Origin of the sequence: Enterococcus sp. AZ188 (genome assembly GCF_050544075.1) — a bacterium.
In the GTDB taxonomy this organism is placed as follows: Bacteria; Bacillota; Bacilli; order Lactobacillales; family Enterococcaceae; genus Enterococcus_D; species Enterococcus_D entomosocium.
In genome coordinates, this window is record NZ_CP172943.1 from 1,999,823 (window position 1) to 2,019,973 (window position 20,151).

At 37.0% G+C, this 20,151-nt stretch carries 17 protein-coding genes; 4 read left to right on the forward strand and 13 right to left on the reverse strand.

Features of this window, described 5'->3' with window-relative positions; all coding sequences use genetic code 11:
* Nucleotides 1-198: 198 nt before the first annotated feature.
* The 8 genes from IGI86_RS09410 to IGI86_RS09445 all read right to left on the reverse strand — a co-directional run bounded on the left by IGI86_RS09410 (nt 199) and on the right by IGI86_RS09445 (nt 7,977).
* Nucleotides 199-1,344, reverse strand: coding sequence for a hypothetical protein (locus tag IGI86_RS09410; RefSeq protein WP_430617222.1), 1,146 nt, complete (start codon nt 1,342-1,344; stop codon nt 199-201).
* Nucleotides 1,322-1,996 carry an ATP-binding cassette domain-containing protein gene (locus tag IGI86_RS09415; protein ID WP_430617223.1) on the reverse strand — a complete coding sequence of 225 codons (675 nt, stop codon included), beginning with the start codon at nt 1,994-1,996 and terminating at the stop codon, nt 1,322-1,324. The genes IGI86_RS09410 and IGI86_RS09415 overlap by 23 nt, the downstream gene beginning before the upstream one ends.
* A gap of 42 nt (nt 1,997-2,038) precedes the next feature.
* The gene (locus IGI86_RS09420) at nt 2,039-2,335 is read right to left on the reverse strand and encodes a hypothetical protein (protein ID WP_430617225.1); all 297 of its coding nucleotides are present in this window, start codon (nt 2,333-2,335) and stop codon (nt 2,039-2,041) included.
* A gap of 756 nt (nt 2,336-3,091) precedes the next feature.
* Nucleotides 3,092-4,324: a glycosyltransferase family 4 protein gene (locus IGI86_RS09425; protein ID WP_005235570.1), complete on the reverse strand. Its 1,233-nt coding sequence runs from the start codon at nt 4,322-4,324 to the stop codon at nt 3,092-3,094.
* Nucleotides 4,325-4,355: 31 nt separating this feature from the next.
* Complete coding sequence (locus IGI86_RS09430; protein ID WP_005235568.1) at nt 4,356-5,366, reverse strand: glycosyltransferase; 1,011 nt, start codon at nt 5,364-5,366, stop codon at nt 4,356-4,358.
* A gap of 265 nt (nt 5,367-5,631) precedes the next feature.
* On the reverse strand, nt 5,632-7,359 hold the full coding sequence (gene ptsP / locus IGI86_RS09435; RefSeq protein WP_008378209.1) for a phosphoenolpyruvate--protein phosphotransferase: 1,728 nt from the start codon (nt 7,357-7,359) through the stop codon (nt 5,632-5,634).
* Nucleotides 7,359-7,625 carry a phosphocarrier protein HPr gene (locus IGI86_RS09440; protein ID WP_003126335.1) on the reverse strand — a complete coding sequence of 89 codons (267 nt, stop codon included), beginning with the start codon at nt 7,623-7,625 and terminating at the stop codon, nt 7,359-7,361. Before IGI86_RS09440 ends, ptsP begins: the two co-directional genes overlap by 1 nt.
* 160 nt (nt 7,626-7,785) lie before the next feature.
* Nucleotides 7,786-7,977, reverse strand: a complete 192-nt coding sequence (locus IGI86_RS09445) for a hypothetical protein (protein ID WP_086373036.1) — start codon at nt 7,975-7,977, stop codon at nt 7,786-7,788.
* 271 nt (nt 7,978-8,248) lie between these two features.
* On the opposite strand from IGI86_RS09445, the gene IGI86_RS09450 reads away from it, so the two are divergent.
* Nucleotides 8,249-10,510: an ATP-dependent Clp protease ATP-binding subunit gene (locus IGI86_RS09450; protein WP_176462048.1), complete on the forward strand. Its 2,262-nt coding sequence runs from the start codon at nt 8,249-8,251 to the stop codon at nt 10,508-10,510.
* A 151-nt stretch (nt 10,511-10,661) separates the two neighbouring features.
* Nucleotides 10,662-10,973, forward strand: a complete 312-nt coding sequence (locus IGI86_RS09455; protein WP_008378223.1) for a DUF1827 family protein — start codon at nt 10,662-10,664, stop codon at nt 10,971-10,973.
* 161 nt (nt 10,974-11,134) lie between these two features.
* On the opposite strand, the gene IGI86_RS09460 is transcribed toward IGI86_RS09455, so the two are convergent.
* Together IGI86_RS09460 and IGI86_RS09465 are read right to left on the reverse strand one after the other, a co-directional pair.
* Entirely contained in the window at nt 11,135-12,454 is a 1,320-nt protein-coding gene (locus IGI86_RS09460) for a helix-turn-helix domain-containing protein (RefSeq protein ID WP_223347168.1), read from the reverse strand.
* Nucleotides 12,455-12,927: 473 nt separating this feature from the next.
* Complete coding sequence (locus IGI86_RS09465; RefSeq protein WP_101699139.1) at nt 12,928-13,395, reverse strand: hypothetical protein; 468 nt, start codon at nt 13,393-13,395, stop codon at nt 12,928-12,930.
* 1,031 nt (nt 13,396-14,426) lie between these two features.
* Here IGI86_RS09465 and IGI86_RS09470 point away from each other — a divergent pair.
* Nucleotides 14,427-14,909, forward strand: coding sequence for a hypothetical protein (locus IGI86_RS09470; RefSeq protein ID WP_005235554.1), 483 nt, complete (start codon nt 14,427-14,429; stop codon nt 14,907-14,909).
* 19 nt (nt 14,910-14,928) lie between these two features.
* Nucleotides 14,929-15,987: a WxL protein peptidoglycan domain-containing protein gene (locus IGI86_RS09475; RefSeq protein ID WP_139960293.1), complete on the forward strand. Its 1,059-nt coding sequence runs from the start codon at nt 14,929-14,931 to the stop codon at nt 15,985-15,987.
* 140 nt (nt 15,988-16,127) lie between these two features.
* Here IGI86_RS09475 and IGI86_RS09480 read toward each other — a convergent pair whose 3' ends face one another.
* The 3 genes from IGI86_RS09480 to IGI86_RS09490 all read right to left on the reverse strand — a co-directional run bounded on the left by IGI86_RS09480 (nt 16,128) and on the right by IGI86_RS09490 (nt 20,151).
* Complete coding sequence (locus IGI86_RS09480) at nt 16,128-16,898, reverse strand: hypothetical protein (protein WP_061054249.1); 771 nt, start codon at nt 16,896-16,898, stop codon at nt 16,128-16,130.
* A gap of 664 nt (nt 16,899-17,562) precedes the next feature.
* A complete protein-coding gene (locus IGI86_RS09485; protein ID WP_008378231.1) occupies nt 17,563-19,143 on the reverse strand; it encodes a peptide chain release factor 3 in 1,581 nt (526 codons plus the stop codon).
* A 192-nt stretch (nt 19,144-19,335) separates the two neighbouring features.
* Nucleotides 19,336-20,151 carry a MetQ/NlpA family ABC transporter substrate-binding protein gene (locus tag IGI86_RS09490; protein ID WP_016612200.1) on the reverse strand — a complete coding sequence of 272 codons (816 nt, stop codon included), beginning with the start codon at nt 20,149-20,151 and terminating at the stop codon, nt 19,336-19,338.

The window sequence follows — 20,151 nt, forward strand, 5'->3', positions numbered from 1 at the left end:
TAAAAAGAATTCTATACTAGTAAAAAAACCTCAAAATATATGGTAGCAATATGCTTATAAATAGACAAACATACCCTACTCTAACCATCCAATTTAATTTTTTGAAGTTTATTCCTACTAATATTAATCCGACAAACCCCAAAATTACACACAAGAAAAACAAAGTCTCTATCATTATCCATCTACTCCTTTCTTATTTTAGAAACACCACGCTTTTTTATTCTTCAATAAATAGTAATTACATATATTCAAAAATAGGCAGAATATCAACAAGTATCCTATCACTATTATGATTCTATCCCCTATTATTGAATCATAACTCAAAATTTTGTATACTCCAAAATAATTAATTGGTAAGTATTTCAAAACCTCTTTAACAGAAGGTACATTAGAAAGGTAATCCATGGTTATAATTAAAATACTTAATAACCCCGTCGACAACATAACATTTTTAGTTAAAATACCTAGTAGAATAGATAAACTTGAATACATATATAAGATCACTAAGAATACAAAGATGAACTTGACTCCAAAAACAGCCATATTGTCATAAATAAGATGATCTCCTTGCCCCGAATAAAATACAGGATATTTAAAGGAACCGAAGCCTGTTACTAATCCATTAACTATAAAAAAAATACTTATACAAATCAGAAAAGAAACATACGGTACAATTGTTGCTACAACTAGTTTACTGAAAAGTATCTTTTTTTCCTTATTAACAATGTTTCTATAAATATAAAGAGACTTATCAACATAATCCTTTGACATAATATCTCCAATTAACAAAGAGATGATAAGCAAAACTATTAAAGAAGAAATAAAGACAACATTTTTCTCAAAATAAGGAAAGGCTCTTATTGGATCGTGAATATTTTCTTCAAACTCAATATTTTCCTTGTCTAAAATAGCTATTTTGTTTTGAACGATTTTTATATTAGTCATTTCATCTGGTTGAAGATTACCTTCAGGTGCTTCAACCATCTTTGAATATAATTTACTTTGCAATAACCAATATTCTTTTGGATTAATATTAATAGTATCATTCTGTAATTCCAAAATACTAATAGTATCTTTAGTATCTGAAATATATTTTTCTATAAATTCCACAGTAGCCTTGTCCAAATCTTTATTATTTAAATCATTCTCAGCTATCTTCACTTGCTCAGATAAAGTAACAATCTGTTCATTATTATGATTTATCGCATCTGTAGAAAAATTTTTAGTAAGATTTACAGACATATAAAACAATACAAACAAATAAATCATGAGAATAATCATTAAACAAATATTCTTCTTATTATATATCATTTTTTTGAATTCAAATGCCAGCATTTTTCGCATTCATATGAACCTCCTTAAATTCACTCAAAATTTTATTTACATCGATGCCTTCATCTGCACTTAAATTATAAAAACTTTTGTTTTTAATAAATAATATTTGGTCTGAAATGTCTATGACATCATACAAAAGATGTGAGGAAAAGAGTATTAAATTATTATCTTTTAGATCCTTCAAAAAATTTAGAGAGCGATCTCTATTGACTGGATCAAGACCGTTAATTATTTCATCAAAAATAAAAATATGGGCATCAACCGAACAAGTCAATATTATTAGCAACATTTGCTTCATTCCAAGGGAATATTTTCTTATCCTTTTATCCAGAAATTTTTCAGCTTCAAACAGCTCTATTAGTTGTTCAGTCAGACTTGTTTCTCTAAAAAGGTGAATATGATCCCATCCTGATAAATCATCTACAAGTATTTGCTCGCTTGGAAAGAAGCTTATTCCATTTTTATTAACATAATTATTTCCATACGATATTTGTCCACTATCAATAGAAGTAAGCTGTGTAAGTATTTTGAAAAAAGTTGTTTTTCCAGAACCATTTTCTCCAACGATAGAAATAATTCCTTTACTAGGCAGTTTTAATGAAACATCATCGAAAACTACATTATCGTTCATTTTTTTTGAAATTCTGACAATATCTATCATATGTATCCCCTTTCAATAAATAGATGGTCGAGTACTTACTAATTATTTATAGGTATATATAAAGTTCTCTGTTTTTGTATATGATCCATTCCATGCTGTCTGAGTTGAAATATAAGAGTTTTGAAGATAACAATACTGAGTGTACCAAATGGAGCGCCAAAAAGTATCCGTTCCCATATATATATCGGTTACCGCAAAATAATGGATAACTTTACTCTTAACCACAGCTTCTTTAGAAGCAGCTTCAACTTTTGGAGAATATCCAAATGAAAATAATGGAAGAAGTAAAGACAAACATATTATCCCCATAAAAAATTTACTTTTTGTTCTTTTTATCATCTCTATCACTCCTTGATTTTTATACCAACAAAATTATATAAAATCACTCGACCATCAAAATTCAACCCCTCTGATTATTAAAAAGAGGTTAAAATCATATTACCAATAATACAGTTTTTTTTCAATATAAAATATCAAAAAAAATATAATAACGTATAATAAAGTTATTGTTTTTTATCGAATTTCACGTTTTATTTGGACAAAAATTGAATTTTACTAAATTTTTTTAAGCTATAAATTTATAAAGCTAACTAGAAAAAAATTTAAGCATTACATTGTTTTTAACTTTTTCATTTAAACTTATGAGAATACATTATAATAAAGCTGCTTATTATTACTATATTTTAATTAATTTAGGTCATTTTAGTTTTTCAACTTCAACAACTATTTCTTAACAAGTATTAATACTTCAAATTATATCCATCGCTTTCTAATATTTTTAGGTGTAGTGAACAAAATATTCAATGTGGCATTTCTTCCCTACGTTATTAATTAAAATATTTACTAATCTGATTTCATTAAATCCCAAAACAACTAAAAGAAGCAAAACAAAAAGCATTAACAATAATGATTGTTAACGCTCTTTGCTTTACTGTTATTTGTGGTTAGTGAGAACATTTTGAGAACCAAACTTGATTTTTCTTTAAATTTGCACAAAAAAGATTTGATAGAAACGTTGATATTAAAGGATATTTCATTTAGTTAACCTAAAATTATTGTTTACGCTAAAAACATGAACTTGCGAAAATTTTCTGTTTAATCGATCGTTCGGCGAAATGCCTTTAATTTTACTTTGAATTTTTCTAACGTCTGCTCGGTTTCTTTCTCGATGCGTTCGGTTTCATAATAGGCAACCATATCATGGTAGAAAGACAGCATCGACTCACCAAAGCGTAATGCCGAGATCTCGTACATCTTCCTAGAAAGAACTTCGGGATCAGCAGGAATCTTTTGTTCATAATAATCAATAAATGCTTTTGCGAAATCCCGATCACTCTCAAAGGTGACGCCTAACGATGGATCATCGATCAAGGTGTTTAAGTAATCATTGCCTTCCACGACTAATGGGGTCCCAGCAGCCATTGCTTCCGTGTATGTCAGTCCTTGTGTTTCTGAAGTGGAGGCACTGACGAAGTAATCGGCAGCGTGGTAATAGATCGCCACTTTATCATTCGCCACTTCGCCGACAAATTGAACATGGTCAGTTAGCGCCATATCCACCACTTTTTCTTCTAATTTTTCTTTATGCGGACCTTTCCCAACGATCACTAATTGCGCATCAGGAATCTTGGTTAGAATTTCCGGCATCCCATCGATGATCGCTTGGATATTCTTTTCATAAGAAATACGACTGAGGGAAAGCAGCATGGGTTGATCCTCAGTGATGCCTAATTTCTCCCGCAATTCTTTTTTCATTTCAGATGTAATGTCCGGTCGACGAAACTTCTCGACTTCGATCCCTGTGGGGATGATCCGCATCGGTGAAACCACACCATACCCCCTCAGCGTATCGATGACTCGTTCACTTGGACAAACAACACCTGTCGAGTGGTTGGCAAATAGCCGCGAAAGATATTTCACGTGAGACGGCCGTAAGACCTTCCCATTGGCGATGTAGTGCAAGTAGTCTTCATACATCGTATGGTAGGTATGGATCACAGGAATTTGCAATTTGCGCCCCACCATTTTCCCTAACATCCCAGAGCCAAACTCGGTATGGGTATGGATCAATTCCAACTCTAACTCTTTGGCGATCAAATAGGCATACAACATGCCGCGCACTACGATTCGCCGATCTTTGAAGGACACAAACGGGACACTTGGCATGCGAATGATATCTTCTTCGTCCAGATCAGCATTGGGATCGGTCGTAGTAAAGATATACACTTTATGGCCTTTTTTCTCAAGCTCTTCTTTCAATGTCTTGATCGATGTCGCCACACCACTTACCTGGGGGAAGTAGGTGTCTGTAAAAAATCCGATTTTCAAAACGGTACCTCCAAACTTTACATTAGTTTCTTTATTCCGTATTCATCACTTTTGTATAAACTTCTTTTAGCTCATATCCGATTTCATCAATACTCTTTTGCTTGGCCGTTTCATAACCCGCTTCACTTAACTGTGGCAACGTGCCATCTACGATTCCTTTGATTTTCTCGATAAACCCTTGATTGGTTTTCTCCATGTATGCATTGTGCCCATTGCTTAGCCACCCTTTATATACTGGAATATCCCGAACAAGCACATTTTGGTGGCTGGCTAACGCCTCAAGGACCACGATCCCTTCTGTTTCTTCATAGGAAGGAAAGAAGAACAGATCAGCCGCTGAATATGCCCCTTCGATGATGTCTCCTTTGATATAGCCGGGAAACAGCACATTTTCTGGATGGTCTTCATTGACAAGGTCGCGGATCTGCTTAGGAATCGTCATCATTGGTGTATGACCAAACCAGATAAACGTATATTCAGGCAATTGTCTAGCTATCTCTACAAAATCAAGAATGCCTTTTCGTTCAAAAAACAAACCGACCGATATAATGACTTTTTGATCAGGTAAAAGCTGAAAATACTCACGAAAGGCTTTTTCTTTCTCATGATCCGGCTGATATTTGTCAAGATCGATCCCGTTTGAGATCGCTTCGATCGGCACTTGGATACCATACCCTTCCAAAAGTTCTTTCGAATAAGGGGTCGGGGTGATCAATTGATCGGCTCTGGAATAAAGATTGATCAAATATTTTTTATATAATGGCGAAAGCTGATTTGAACCTATAAATGAATTTCGAAAATCCTCTTCTGTAGAATGGGCATGGTAAATCACTTTTTTTCCTTGTCTTTTGGCTTTATTGACCATATGCATACTATTGATTCCATACGTGTTGATGTGAAGAATGTCATAATCCTCATCATTTTTATCAAGAGTAAAAGGAATCCCGACAGATGTCAGCGCTCGTTGCTGATGGGCCAATGCGCGACCGATACCTGATTTAGCTAATAATTTTTCTCCTTCAAAATAAAGAAGTACTTTCAAAGATGATTCCTCCTTGGAAATGCTTATATCTGATATTAGTATACCATAGGCGATCGCAGAGATACTCCTACCATGGTCCTAGATTTTGTTCCCCATTTAACCATGATACGGGAAAAGCTCAGGGAATCATAGCTTAATTCCAAGATATGACAAAACTGTTCGTTTTCTGAAAAAAGTAGTAAGTTGTTGCAAGTCAAATCAAACAAAATGTCTTCTTAAAACAAAAAAAGGCAACAAGCAAAAATTGCTTGTTGCCTAGAAATGATTATTTTACATACTGTTCGATTAACTCTACAACTTCTTCCATTGTATCGCAATCTTCTAAAGCACGTTTTGCTAATTCTTGCATGTCAGTGGTTGACAAACGTTTCATTAAGCTACGTGTTTTCAGAACAGATGTTGCACTCATTGAGAACTCATCTAAGCCCATACCTACAAGAAGTGGCACAGCAGTTTGATCGCCGGCCATTTCTCCACACATACCAGCCCATTTGCCTTCAGCATGCGCTGAATCGATCACGTTTTTGATCAAGCGTAAGATGGATGGGTTGTATGGTTGGTACAAGTAAGACACGCGTTCATTCATGCGGTCTGCAGCCATTGTGTATTGGATCAAGTCATTAGTACCAATACTGAAGAAGTCAACTTCCTTCGCAAACTTGTCTGCTAAGACAGCTGCTGCTGGAATTTCGATCATGATTCCGACTTGGATCTCGTTAGAAATCTCAACGCCTTCGTCAATCAATTTTTGACGCTCTTCTTCATACATTTTCTTCGCTGTACGGAACTCTTTCAATGTTGCCACCATTGGGAACATAATACGTAAGTTACCATGAGCAGAAGCACGTAACAACGCACGAAGTTGGGTACGGAACATGTCGTCCCCAAGTTCAGACAAGCTGATACGCAATGCACGATAGCCTAAGAAAGGATTCATTTCATGAGGCAATTTTAAGTAAGGAAGTTCTTTATCGCCACCGATATCCATTGTGCGGACAACCACTGGTTTTCCAGCCATTCCTTCTAGAACTGCTTTATACGCTTTATATTGGTCTTCTTCTGTTGGGAAATCAGGAGAATCCATGTACAAGAATTCAGTACGGTATAAACCGACTGCTTCTGCACCATTGTTGTGGACACCTTCTAAATCTTTTGGTGTACCAATGTTCGCAGCTAATTCAAAGTGCTTACCATCAGCCGTAACTGTTTCAGCATCTTTTAATTTTTCCCACTCTGCTTTTTGATCTGCGTAGGCTTTCCCAGCTTCAACAAATTCAGCCGCTTGGTCATCTGTCGGGTTGACGATAACGTCACCGATAATGCCGTTAACAGCTAAGATGTCGCCCGCTTTCACTTTTGCAGTGATCTCCATCGTTCCAACGATTGCTGGGATTTCAAGAGAACGTGCCATGATTGCGGAATGAGAAGTACGTCCACCGATATCTGTTACAAAAGCTTTAACAAAGTTGCGGTCTAATTGTGCGGTATCACTTGGTGTCAAGTCATGCGCAACAACGACTACTTCTTCGTTGATCATTGAAGGATTAGGCAAAGTCACATTCAACAAATGCGCCAAGATACGTTTAGCAACATCTTTGATGTCAGCTGCACGTTCTTGCATGTAAGCATTGTCATCCATTGCTTCAAACATACCAATATACATGTCAGTAACTTCTTTCAATGCAGCTTCTGCATTGACTTTGTTATCTGTCACGTTTTGTTTGATTTGACCGATCATCTCAGGATCTGAAAGAACCATTAAATGAGCATCAAATACTTGTGCTTCTGCTTCACCTAAAGTTTGCGCTGCTTTGTCGCGGATTTGTTGTAATTCCGCTGTTGACTTCGCTAACGCATCATCTAAGCGTGCTTCCTCTGCTGCAGTATCTTCAACTGATACTTTTGAAAAAGATAAATCAGGTTGTACTAACAGGTAGGCTTTCGCAACGGCTACACCATCACTAGCAGCAATTCCTTTTAGCATCTCAACCATTATTCAGACAAACCTTCTTTTTTCATTGTTTCTACGATTGCAGCGATTGCATCTGCTTCGTCAGCACCTTCAGCAGTGATAGTTACATCAGAACCTTGGCCAACACCTAATGACATTACGCCCATGATTGATTTAAGGTTTACTGATTTACCTTTGTACTCTAAGTTGATATCAGAGTTGAATTTGCTTGCTGTTTGAACCAATAATGTAGCTGGACGTGCGTGAATCCCTGTCTCAGCAACTACGTGAAAATCTTTCTTTTCCATATTGATCAATCTCCTTTATGATACGTTTTTTTGTGTGAAGGCAAAATTTCCATGCATGCAATGATACCCGAAAAAAATCGCCCTTTCAACTGTTAAGATTACCATTTTTTTCCTCGATAGACAACCGTTTTCTCTTAAATAAACGATTGAAATAAATGTCCTATTTATTTTCTTGCACGTAACGGTAGATGATCTTCCCATTTAACCCCGCTTCTCCGACAAAAGAAGACCGGTCTTCCAACTGGAGCCAGACATCTCTAAACGCCAGAAATTCCAGCTGTTGGACAATCAATTCTTGGATCTCTCCATTGCGTAAACGTACTACTTCTGCAGCAAAATCTCTGTTCTCCAACGTCTATTCTCACCTCTTTCTTTCTATTATATAGGAATTACTTTTTATTTAAAAGACCGCTTCTATAAGTGAAATCGAAGGGAAAATTTTTAAAGGTAAAATTCTTGCAGTCTGACAAAAAGTTAGTATAATAGAATTATGGTCAGTAAAGGTCAATATCACATTACCTTGAAGGTGACCGTTACTTTGCCCACAGCCCCTTTTCTTTTACAAGCAATCAAATGCGCCGTAAAATAGGGTTGTTGGAACAAATATGAAAGGTCGTGAATCTATGCTTTGTCAAAATTGCGGCAAAAATGAAGCTTCAATTCATTTATATGCCAATGTCAATGGTCAAAGAAAACAACTCGATTATTGTCAAAGTTGTTACCAAAAATTAAAAGAACAATCTGGGAATGCTACAGCTGCAATGGCGCAAGATCCTTTTGGATTTGGCAATCTTGATGATTTATTCCGTCAAATGTCTCGTCAAATGCAGCAAGGAAATACCCCTTATGAACAAACCCCACCGACACAAACTGGCGGTAACGGTTTTGTTGGCGGGCAACCACCACGCAATAACCAAGCACCTGCGGGTCTGCTGGGAGAATATGGCATCAATATCACTCAAATGGCTCGTGATGGTGAAGTCGATCCAGTGGTCGGTCGTGATTCAGAAATCAAACGCGTGATCGAGATCCTTAATCGCCGAACCAAAAATAATCCTGTATTGATTGGTGAACCTGGGGTTGGGAAAACTGCCGTCGTTGAAGGGTTAGCCCAAAAAATCGTTGATGGTGATGTGCCACAAAAATTGATGGAAAAAGAAGTTATTCGTTTGGACGTTGCGTCGCTTGTTCAAGGCACAGGTATTCGTGGCCAATTTGAAGAACGCATCCAAAAATTGATCGAAGAAATCAAGCAAGCGGAAAATGTGATCTTGTTTATCGATGAAGTCCATGAAATCGTTGGCGCTGGTGCAGCCGGCGACGGAAATATGGATGCTGGAAACATCTTAAAACCAGCTCTTGCCCGTGGAGAACTACAAATGGTCGGAGCAACGACGTTAAATGAATACCGCATTATCGAAAAAGACGCCGCTTTAGAACGGCGTTTGCAACCAGTACGTGTGGATGAACCTTCTGTGGAAGAAACCATTCGTATTTTAAAAGGCCTACAACCGCGTTATGAAGATTATCATCATGTGAAATATACGGATGAAGCGATCGCAGCTGCCGCTACCCTTTCTAACCGTTACATTCAAGACCGATTCTTGCCTGATAAAGCGATCGATCTGCTAGATGAAACAGGTTCGAAGAAAAACTTGACGATCCAAATCGTTGATCCAAAAACGATCGAAAAGAAATTACAAGAAGCGGAAGAACAAAAACAAGCTGCCTCTCGAGAAGAAGATTTTGAAAAAGCTGCTTACTATCGCGATCAAATCAACAAGCTGCAAAAAATGAAAGAACGTCAAATCAGCGAAGAAGAAACGCCAGTCATCACCGAAAAAGACATGGAACAAATCGTTGAAGAACGGACAAATATCCCTGTTGGGGAATTAAAAGAAAAAGAACAAACCCAGTTGAGGAATCTTGCGGATGACTTGAAAGCTAAAGTTATTGGTCAAGACGAAGCAATCGACAAAGTTGCAAAAGCGATCCGCAGAAATCGGGTCGGTTTAGGCAAACAAAACCGTCCGATCGGCTCTTTCCTATTCGTCGGTCCAACCGGTGTCGGGAAAACCGAATTAGCAAAACAATTAGCTTATGAAATGTTTGGTTCTGAAGAATCAATGATTCGTTTCGACATGTCAGAATACATGGAGAAACACAGTGTATCCAAATTGATTGGTTCTCCTCCAGGCTATGTTGGCTATGAAGAAGCAGGTCAATTGACTGAAAAGGTTCGTCGGAATCCTTACAGCTTGATTCTATTAGATGAAGTAGAAAAAGCCCATCCTGATGTATTGCATATGTTCTTGCAAATTCTCGATGATGGTCGCTTGACCGATGCTCAAGGACGTACCGTCAGCTTTAAGGACACCTTGATCATCATGACAAGTAATGCCGGAACCGGCAAAGTTGAAGCTAACGTTGGCTTTGGTGCGGCGCGTGAAGGTATCACTCGTTCCGTTTTGAATCAATTGAATAATTACTTTACACCAGAGTTTCTCAACCGCTTTGACGGCATCATCGAATTTAAAGCTTTAAGCAAGGAAAACTTGTTATCGATTGTGTCTCTCATGCTGCATGAAGTCAATCAAACCCTTAACCAACAAAAACTGCATATCGACGTTCCACAAGACGTGCAAGAAAAATTGGTGGATCTTGGTTACAGTGCAACGATGGGGGCTCGCCCATTGCGTAGAACCATCCAAGATCAAATCGAAGACGGCATTGCAGAATTTTATCTTGAGCATCCACAAGTACATCAACTAAAAGCACAATTAGAAGATGCAGATAAAATCATCGTGACCTCCGCTGAGTCCCCTGCACCTCTTGAAGAAGCCAATCCGGCTTCTGAAGAAGAAGCATCGGGAACAAACGAGTAACAAGCTGCCAAAACGTGTAACGAAACGTTTCCTTTGCCAGACAACCATGTTTTGCCAAAAAATTGGGTAATTCCGAGTTGTCTGGCTTTTCTTTTGAAAAAAAACGCCCTATAATGTTATTAATAAATACATAGAATGTGAGGTGAGTCTGGTGAAATTAATCAATGTTACGAACAGCCATTCTCGACTAGTATTGAATCAACTTGAAAATACCGACGCGGAACTTGTAAAGGTTTACACAGCCGGAGATACAACCGTGATCTTTACCTCAGCGCCGAACCACAATGAAATTTTGCTGATCAATAAAAAAAGAACTATTCGCCCGACGGAAGTTGAAGAAATCAAAAATTACTTCTTGAAAAAATTACCTGATGGCTCTTATGATCCTGCAACGATCTCTGTGATCCAAATGCCCGAAGTGGTGGAAATCTCCATCAAAAAAACGCTATCCTCATCACGTTAGCTTTGCCTGATCATGGGTTTAAAAAATATCTATAAAAGGTGACTGTCGCAGCCCTCTTTTATAGATATCTTTTTTTGTCTTCTCTCTTCCTTCTTTTGGTTAGTACTTCGATCAACGACACCTGATGTTCAAGTAAAAAAAGAGAGCCATACGCTCTCTTTTTAAGTATATTTATTAGAAATCATCGACTGGATCATCACATTTAGATTGTGCCAATCCTTGGTACTATGAACATTGCCAAAAAATGTGAATTTCTGCGACTCATTATGGATTAGCACGCCATCAGAAACCAATATATCTGAGTCTCCTAAATTCGAACTAAAGTGAATCACATTTTCATTGTAAATTTTCAACAGTTTGTTTTTAATGACCGGAATATATTCTGGATGGTTCAAAAGAGAAATACCAATGCGAATCGGTTCCTCTTCCTGGATAGGTAAATAAGACGCTGTGATCTGAGCGATTTTCCTTAAGAAGAGGGCTTCTTTTTCTATTACAAACGAATGGCGCTGCAAGGCAGCTGCAATCAGCTCTTCCACCTCTAATACTCGTTCGTTCGTAGAGGACAAATCTTCAGTAGACACAAAACTATCCAAAAAGAGATGAAGACAGCCCCATGTATTCATCACTAATTCATAGGTAATGAATTCTTCGATCTCTTTAGAAAGATTATACTTTTGCGACAAGACAGCTACAACATCGGCAGAAAATTCGACCAGCGGATTTCCTAAAAGATTTCTCAGCTTTTGGCCCAAAAGTAGTTTTTCTTGATCCGAGATCGTTTCAGGTATGAAAAGAAAAACCCAGAAATGATAAAAAATCTGTTCTTTCTCAATATCTTGCTGACTTCTGATCGGCAGCAGCTTGATCACTTGCTTTTCCCCATCTAGTTGCTTGATTTGCTCATAAATAGTGATGGAAGCATCGTCTAACTCGTTGACAATATAGCCTCTCAACACCGCATTTTCAATGATTGAAAACATAATGTCGTGCTTCACTTTCGTGGTTTTTAACGGCTCATATTCTTTAGCTGCTAATTCAACGCTGGCACGGGTTCGCTGATTGATGTATACATTACAAGCCATGATCTCAACTAAATAATGGTACATCCTCACACACGGCTCTGCCCCTGTCAAATCAATGGAATCTGTATTGTTATTGATAGTAATCGGAACATTTTGGATAACCAGCATTTTCTTAAGATAGCTGATCAATTTATAACAATAAGAAATACTAAAAATCAATTCTTCCGAGATGTCCACCATACGGGTCTTTCTTTTTCTTAACAAATAGGATAATAGACGATAATAAGGAGATTCTAAGAAATATTTTTTCTTTAGATTCACAAAAATATGCAGGCTTTGTTCTTCATTTAATTCTCGTGACAAATAAACAGTTCTCTTTTTCAGCAAAAAAATTGACTCGTCAAAAGTCGTAAACTCTCTCATATCTTCGGCGATTTCATTGATCAATATTTTCACCTGATACAAAGATTTGTTTGTCGTTTCACATATTTTATCGAGAGACAGCTGCTTCTCCAAAATGATATTTCTAACAACAGTTAATTTATCTACCTGTTTTTTGGTTAAATAAAACCTATACAATTTTTCTATATACTCCAAAATTTTTTACCCGCCTTATTTAAAAAGTATCCCAGTATCCAATTATAGTAAAATAAACTTAAATTCAAGCCTCTTTTTTCATTAAACGGACAATTTTAATAAAAACTTCAGAAAAATCCCCTCTTCTTTAAAACAGTACGGGTGAGAAAAACTTGTGAAACGATTCTTATTTTTTGTAACATAAAAGTGTTGGAAACCATGAAAAAGAACCTGTGAATTAGCTGTTTCCATAAACTTAGAAAAAATTCGTATTCTTTCATTGATTGGTAAGTGACTTGGAGAGTAAAATCATTTTCTAGCTGGACAAACTTCTTTGAGGAATCAAGTTCATTTCAAAGAGCTTGTAATAAAATATCTTCTCTTTTTAGCCAGCAATCTTTGTATTCATAAATGTTGATGATCGACAATTCATCACTCATTTGATTGATTGACCGCATGATTTCTTCATCATCCGAATCAACATTGCCAATGACATGCAAATCATAATGAACACCAGATTTATCCACGCACTCAACGATATAGCTGATCACATCTCCCCAAAAATGTTCCAATCGATGACTGCCGCCTGCTTTTTCTAACCTTGAACGTTCAGCGATACACAAAACGTTTTTCGAAGAGTATTGCAAGATGTTGATTTCCCCTAGTGATTGTGCTAAGTAGTCAAGAACCGATTGGCGATCATCTTCTTGATCCACAATTAAATTTCTCTCTAAAATCGTATTCGTCTTGTTGCTGAAAAAGCGCACAGTCAACATGGTAGCATTCTTTTGTCGACTGAAATTTATTCTGGTTTGCAGCATTTTGATTCACTCCTTAAAAGAACTTTGATCCTCTGCTATTAAGGATATAGTAAGAACCAGCCGATTTTTATCGTCTTTTTTTCAAAAAAACTACAAATAAAATAATCATTGTTCCTCATTTTTCTTTCTACTGACTAAAAGACCTGTTAATTAGAAACGAGTAGCAACTTCATAAAAATAAAAGAGACAAAAAAACTCTAAGGTTTCTTCAAAGAGTCTTATTGTATATTCTCCTAATATTATGAATCCTACTAAAATCTAGTATTAATGAGATAGTAATTCTAAACAGCTAATTTTTTTGAGATATTTTTAAAATGAAACAAGTACGGATTTATAATTTTAAGCTTGAAGCAACCTTTAATATCTCTGTCCCGTTAAGGTAGAAGATTTATAGGTACAGATTACAAATTGAATAAAAACATTAATTGATAATTTTCAAATCTATGACTTTGATTGCCCATTCAATAGAAATGCATAAATAGAACAATACGTTCAATCCCCACCTATGCAATAGTTCATACTCGTAAAACTACTTCTATAAATAGTATCTTAAAAATGATAGAAGATTGTATTCTACTGAATTGCAGATGTTCACGAAAGAAATAACAGATATGAATCTTCAGAACTGATTCCCCTGACAGCGACTGATTCAGAGCAAATTCTCAGAGACTACGAATAACAATATAATTACTTTGCTAGGTCGAATCCTAGTTGGAACGACAATTCTTTCAACTCTGAGAAGATCTTGACTTAAAATATTAGCCAAATTGTAACATTGCAACAAAATTATTTTCATATAAATCATTACCGCACGGACAATTGCTACACAGAAAAATATGTGGACTTGATAATCAACATCACTTGACTACTAGAAAATTTGATTAAATTATTTCATAAAAAATCAGATTAATAAAATACTTTCTACTTTTTCATTAAAAATAGCGCAAAAACGGATAATAACTTAATACATCATCATTGTATACTTTATTTAAGCAGTAAATCATCTGCAAAAATTAAAGTGAGGTTTTATTATGAAAAAAGTTATTTTGGGTACTACATTGGCAACATCTTTACTACTAGTAGGAGGAATCACTGCGTCAGCAGATGTTGCTATGCCAGAGGTTCCCTCTGTTCCATTTGCTGTTACTATAACAGAAGGAACATCTAGTTTTGCATTTAATGATATGAATTTAAACGAAACGTTCGAAATAAGTCCAGCATTATTTGTCAACGGAACAATGACAGGAACTATTGAAAACGTTGGCGGAACATTAACAAACTTAACTCGTTCAGTTAATAAAGTTACAATTACAGTTTCTTCTGATTCTGAAGGAATCGTTATCACCGAAAATGGTGATGTTGCCGTTGAAGCAGAAGCTATTTCCCAATCAGTAGCTACCAGCGTAGATACAACTTTCACATTCAATCGTCAAACTGCTTTGCTAGATGGCACACCCACTATCACAGTTACTGCATCAGATACTACTGACTTAGACAATGGCCAAGACCTTTAATTCTTAAAAAGGATAACATATGGATAAAATATCAAAACACAGAGACTCCTTTCTAAGAGTTTCTGTGTTCTTCCTCATATTGACAATAATCGCAAATATAAATATAAGTATTGCAACAGCGAATGAGACAACGAATACTTTAAAACTATCGCTTAGCGATACCGAATATGAGACATCAAGAAATACTATTACTCTTCCTTCTGACGTTGATAAAAAGTATACATTTGAAATTAAATTGGAAAACATCGGAGCTGGTGATTCATCAATAGTGGTCACTCCCTTTGCTTCAACTGCTATTTCAAGAGAATCCTCTATTTTGTACACTTCGAATACAGAGAACCTTCTCGATGATAAATATGACTTTTCAAATTATGTTACTATCGCTTCAGAAGCTATAGACGAAGAGAATCAAATAGAAATTGCTCCTAATGAATCTGTTGGTGTCAGCATTACCATAAATGTTCCAGACGACATAGAGCTTGAAGGTACTGTAATGGGTGGAATTAATTTTAAGCAAATATTAGGTGTTCAAACAGCTGAAGATTCTATTAGTATTGCGTCTGCCTACGAGTCTATCATTTTTATCAACTTAATTTTTAGCAAATATGAGGATATTCAAGATATTATTTATCAAGATTTCTCATTTGTTGCTCTTCAGGACACGATAAACCTTCAATTTTATGCCCTCAACTATAATCCTATTTTAGGCAACTTAAACAATGCGCTCTACGAACTAATAAACCCAAATGGAGAAACAATTGCCTCTGGAGAGTTAGCAGATTCCGTTCTTTTAACGCCGTTAACCAAATCAAGAATGCAGATTCCTTTAATAGACGATAGTGAGCTTATTGAAGGCGAATACCGTTTAACAATAGAAACAACTAGAAAAGCGATCACCACTACTTTTTCTTATGAGAAAGAGGACTTGGATAACTTCAAAAAAGAGAACCGTCCAACGAACGCTGCCAACGTTCAGACAAATAATCAAATCCTTATCTGGATCATCTTTGTTCTCATTGCAGCGCTAGCAACTGCAGTCATCTACATTTTAAAATCAAAAAGAAAAAGAGAGGGCTAGTTCCTCTCTTTTGTTCTGCTTCTACTTATTCCATTGGTCATCAATTATTGAGAGATTCCTTTTTAAAGAAATGTTGCGTATCTTCTCTCCATGGTTTCCTCTTTAGGAAGAAATAGAAGAAGTGAGACAAGAAAAACTGCTCATATCAAATAAGCGGTTTTTCCTAATATAAATCTAAACATATTTTTTTCAATGATCATTTCTTTTGAAAAAAATGTTGCTGTCTCACATTGGCTTTTCTTCCCTAAAAAAAACTCAGTACCAGCCTCATCCTCAACATCACTGATTGAATCTTCTAGTTTGGTAGAATCCTTATCAAGCGAGTCTTCTTCCAAGTTTGCTTGCTCGTCGTAAATAGATTCTGCTTCTTCCTTTTGGCTCTCAGAATCATCTTCGATGCCATTGTCTTCTTGCTTTTCATCGTCTTGGTCTTCAGTCATTAAATTCTCATCCGATATCTCTTCTTTTTCCTCATCCGTCTGATTCATTTTTATATCTTTCGTAAAGGTCTCTGAATCATCAATTGCTGTAAAAGTGACTGATAGGTAGTACTCAGAGTTGGAATCAAGATATTCCTTTATGTTCAATGTTGCAGCTACGTTAAGAATCATTGATGCTTCATCAGTATCCTCAATCTGAATGATTTTCTCTTCCGAACCGTTCACGCTGTTTAGTTCTGCTGAAAATGCCTTCCCGACAGCTGTGATCTCTACGCCAAAAGCACCTTCACTGCCGTTGCTATCGACGGTCAGCTGAAGATCTTGTGTGGTTTTCAACAAATAATAGTGTTCGTCCTTAAAGTCAATCGTGTTCAAATCAAAAATCAACGTTTCGGAAACCTCATCAGCCGCAGCCTCTACTGTTGGAAAGAAAAATATCGCCGAAAATATAAATAACAAACTTTTTAGCACTACATGGTCCCCTTTCTTCTTTCAGAAATCACTTTTATTTAACAAATAATCATTCGCTTTAGCAAAATCGATCTATAGATAACTAGTAGACTAGCAATGAGACTAATTCATTTTGGAGTTATGAAGCCATGGTTCACCAACTGAAAACTTAAGCCATCTGTTAGAAGTGCTTCAAATGAAGTTTTAAGGGCTATAACCGAATCATGCTCAGATAAAGAAAGTTTAGTCTTCACTAGTAGCATCTGACAAAAAGAACTTGTCCCTCGATCAAATGATTAAATGACCTCTATCACTGGCAATCTATTCTCTGCTTTCCCTCTACTTTCAAACAAGTGAAAATTTCCTGAATCACCAAATGTGCCTATGATATTTTTCTATTCATTTCAAGTGCACTTCCTTGCGGTCATCTTTAATACTACGCTCTTTTTCCAACTCTTTTTATCTTCTTTTAAAAGAATGCTTATAAATTAGGATAATTGTCTGATCATTGGACCATTGCCCCAATCACACAGCCTTCCTTCTGTATCAAAAGCACGTTTTCAGCAAAAAAAGCCCCTTCTTATCCATTTTGATAAGAAAGGACTTTCTACGATCGTTCAATTCAAAAAGATCAGCCTTACGTACAGAGTTGCGCATACCTAGACAGGCTCGCGGGAAACGGCTCTTACATCAAGCTCTTCAATTCGACATCTGGGTACTTATCTGCGAACCAACGCATCGCAAATTGATTCTCAAACAAGAACAATGGCTGGTCGAAACGGTCTTTCGCTAAAATGTTACGACTGGAGCTCATACGCTCATCCAAGTCTTTCGGATCGATCCAACGGGCGATCTTGTGGCCCATTGGGGTCATGATGACTTCCGCATTGTACTCATTCATCATGCGATATTGGAAAACTTCAAATTGCAGTTGCCCGACAGCACCGATGATATACTCATCACTAAGATACGTCTTGTACAACTGGATAGCCCCTTCTTGGACCAACTGATAGATTCCTTTATGGAAAGATTTTTGCTTCATCACATTTTTCGCAGTAACTTTCATAAAGAGTTCCGGAGTAAACGATGGCAGCTCTTCGTAAGCAACTTTTAGTTTTCCTTCATAAATCGTGTCACCGATTTGATAATTCCCCGTGTCATAGACACCAATGATATCTCCGGCGACAGCTTCTTCAATATTTTCACGGGTATCAGCCATAAATTGAGTCACATTACTGAGTTTCATTTTTTTGCCAGTACGTTCTAAAGTAACGTCCATGCCTCGTTCAAAGGTTCCTGAACAAATGCGGACAAAGGCGATCCGGTCACGATGGGCAGGATTCATGTTTGCTTGGATCTTGAATACAAACCCAGACATTTCTGGTTCATAAGGACTGACTTCCTCACCAGCTAGTGTTTTATGTCCGTAAGGTGCTGGTGCAAAAGTCAAGAAGGTTTCTAAAAAGGTCTGTACGCCAAAATTTGTGAGAGCAGAACCAAAGAATACAGGGGTTTGATCGCCCCGAGCGATTTTTTCTGTATCAAAGGCGTCGCCAGCTTCTTGCAGCAATTCCACTTCTTCTAAAACTTGTTGGAACAGCCCATCTTCGGCAAATGGATGATCTGCTGGGAATTGACCATTTTCATCTAGGGCAACTAAACGTTCCCCACCGTGATTGTCAGGACGGTAAAATTCGACCCGTTGGTTGTGGATATCATACAGTCCTTCCAAGCCTTTCCCCATGCCGATCGGCCAATTCATTGGAAATGATTCGATCTCTAAAAGATCTTCTAGTTCTTCTAATAATTCTAATGGTTCGCGGCCATCACGGTCGAGTTTATTGATAAAAGTAAAAATCGGAATACCACGTTTTTTAACGACCTGGAAGAGTTTTTTCGTTTGTGCTTCGATCCCTTTTGCGCTATCGATCACCATGACAGCACTATCCACCGCCATCAAGGTACGGTAGGTATCTTCAGAAAAGTCCTCATGCCCAGGGGTATCTAAAATATTGACCCGTTTGCCTTGGTAATCAAACTGCATAACGGAACTGGTAACGGAGATCCCCCGTTGTTTTTCGATTTCCATCCAGTCGGACTTTGCGAAATTACCAGTCTTTTTCCCTTTGACCGTACCAGCTTGGCGAATCGCGCCACCGAATAATAATAATTGTTCTGTAATGGTTGTTTTCCCCGCATCCGGATGGGAAATAATCGCAAAGGTACGGCGACTATCGACTTGTTGTTTTAATTTTGGATTATCCATTGATTCTATTGCTCCATTTCTTGTATTTACAATGCGAACAGTGTCTATTTTAGACTGTCGCTAGTTTTCTGACCAAATCAGTATATCATGGATAAGGGTGATAAAAAAGCAAAAAAAGACAAGAAACCCCTTTGACTACTCTCTTTTAGAGAGTTAGGCAAAGGGCGTTCCTTCCATTTTGATAGAAATAAATTAAAATGCTGGCAATAAGGTATCGCTATGCTCGTTTTCTAAAAACTCACGAACTTTATCGCTAGTCATGGCACGGCGCAATACAGCGATTTTTTCAGAATCTTGATTGTCTTCTCGAGCAACCAATGAGATAGCAAAGCGATCATCGATGGTCTTTTCTAAGAAAAGGGCATCTGCTGGTTTCAAACCGATTTTCGCGATATAGGTTGGGTAATTGTATACCAAAGATACGTTTGGTTCATCATAGGCTTCCGCAAGATTCAGTAAATCGACAGATAACCACTCAAATTTTTTCGGATTTTCGGTAATGTCTTTTAATGTCCCATTGACACCAACGCCTTCTTTAAGGGTAATCAATCCTTCTTCTGCTAAAATCGCTAACGCTCGACCTTCATTGGACACATCATTTGGCAATGCGACTTTCGTTCCTTCTGGAATATCATTGATATCCGTATACTCTTTGGAATAAAAACCGACTTTTGCGTTGTAGATTTTATCTAGTGCCACTAGGTTTGCATCTTTTTCTTCATTATACATTTGCATATATGGTTCATGTTGCGCAAAGTTAGCATCGACCTCGTCATTATTCAGCAACTCATTGTACTGGATATTGTCATTGACTTGGACCAATTGGATTTCCCAGCCATCTTCCACTGCTTCAGCTGCAACCTTTACGACATCGGTCATTGGCGTCGTTTGCGAAGCGACCTTGATGATTTTCTCTTCGCTCGCTTCATCAGAACCTGTACCGCAAGCCCCCAATACACCTAATGCCAATACACTCAGTCCTAAAACAAATCCTTTTTTCACTTTCAT

What these genes read in the sequence shown, in the direction of transcription:
- IGI86_RS09465 (WP_101699139.1), bottom strand. Translation starts at nt 13,395, where the DNA reads ATGCTGCAAACCAGAATAAATTTCAGTCGACAAAAGAATGCTACCATG.
- IGI86_RS09420 (WP_430617225.1), bottom strand. Translation starts at nt 2,335, where the DNA reads ATGATAAAAAGAACAAAAAGTAAATTTTTTATGGGGATAATATGTTTG.
- ptsP (WP_008378209.1), bottom strand. Translation starts at nt 7,359, where the DNA reads ATGGTTGAGATGCTAAAAGGAATTGCTGCTAGTGATGGTGTAGCCGTT.
- IGI86_RS09470 (WP_005235554.1), top strand. Translation starts at nt 14,427, where the DNA reads ATGAAAAAAGTTATTTTGGGTACTACATTGGCAACATCTTTACTACTA.
- IGI86_RS09415 (WP_430617223.1), bottom strand. Translation starts at nt 1,996, where the DNA reads ATGATAGATATTGTCAGAATTTCAAAAAAAATGAACGATAATGTAGTT.
- IGI86_RS09410 (WP_430617222.1), bottom strand. Translation starts at nt 1,344, where the DNA reads ATGCGAAAAATGCTGGCATTTGAATTCAAAAAAATGATATATAATAAG.
- IGI86_RS09475 (WP_139960293.1), top strand. Translation starts at nt 14,929, where the DNA reads ATGGATAAAATATCAAAACACAGAGACTCCTTTCTAAGAGTTTCTGTG.
- IGI86_RS09450 (WP_176462048.1), top strand. Translation starts at nt 8,249, where the DNA reads ATGCTTTGTCAAAATTGCGGCAAAAATGAAGCTTCAATTCATTTATAT.
- IGI86_RS09440 (WP_003126335.1), bottom strand. Translation starts at nt 7,625, where the DNA reads ATGGAAAAGAAAGATTTTCACGTAGTTGCTGAGACAGGGATTCACGCA.
- IGI86_RS09485 (WP_008378231.1), bottom strand. Translation starts at nt 19,143, where the DNA reads ATGGATAATCCAAAATTAAAACAACAAGTCGATAGTCGCCGTACCTTT.
- IGI86_RS09490 (WP_016612200.1), bottom strand. Translation starts at nt 20,151, where the DNA reads ATGAAAGTGAAAAAAGGATTTGTTTTAGGACTGAGTGTATTGGCATTA.